Below are 823 nucleotides of genomic sequence, written 5' to 3' on the forward strand. Positions count from 1 at the left end.
CGGGCGCCACGCGTACGCGTGCGGCGGCTGTCGGGACGCGTCCCGCGGGAGGACGGGGGTGGGGGCGGCGCGAACTTCCGGCCGGGCGCGGGGCCGAAGAGTCCGGCCCGGTAGAGCCCGTACGTGACGCGCCGCTCCGCCGCCGCCTCGAGCGCGTCCCGGAGGGCTCCGTCGCGCAGCAGCGCGGCGGGACCGAGCAGGCCCTCGACGACGGCGAGCGCACCGGCGACGTCGCCGTGGTCGAGCCGCTCGCGGACACCGGTGAGACAGTCCGGACGCCGGTGCGCCTCGTCGACGGCCCGTACGCAGGGGAGCGGGGTCCCGGTCAGCGCGACGAGGAGCTCCTCGCGCCGGAGTTCGGCCGGGTCGTGGTCGAGCGGCGTCAGCACCCCGTCGACCAGGCCGATCCGGTGCCGGGCGCCCCGGCACTCCACGAGGCGCGGCGCGCCCGCCGGGTCGGGCGGCCGCGGCGGACCGGTCGGTGCGTGACCGGGTACGAGCGCGGCGGCGACCAGCGGATGCAGCTGCCCGGCCTCGACGAGACCGGCACGCAGCAGCTCCAGATCGGGCAGCAGCCAGGTGGCCGCGTCCGGCAGGACGGGCACCGTGGCGGAGGCGCGCCGGACGGCCCGCGACGGCGTGCGGGGCGGTTCCCCGGACGGGTCGGCGTCGAGGAGCAACCGGTGCCTCCTGCCCAGGCGTACGGCGACGGGGCCCGCCGGCCGGCCCTCGGCGCGCAGCAGGATCGCGGCCTCGTCCGCCCACCGGTCCACGGCGCAGCGGAGTCCGCCCTGGGGCAGTTCCGGATCCGGCGCGGACGGGC

1 pseudogene is annotated in these 823 nt (G+C 79.6%); it reads right to left on the bottom strand.

Going from position 1 to position 823, the window contains the following annotated elements:
* Window positions 1-823: pseudogene (locus CCN56_RS41385) on the bottom strand (hypothetical protein); the annotation flags it as partial.

Source organism: Streptomyces sp. NRRL B-24572, assembly GCF_002156145.1.
GTDB classification, from domain to species: domain Bacteria; phylum Actinomycetota; class Actinomycetes; order Streptomycetales; family Streptomycetaceae; genus Streptomyces; species Streptomyces vietnamensis.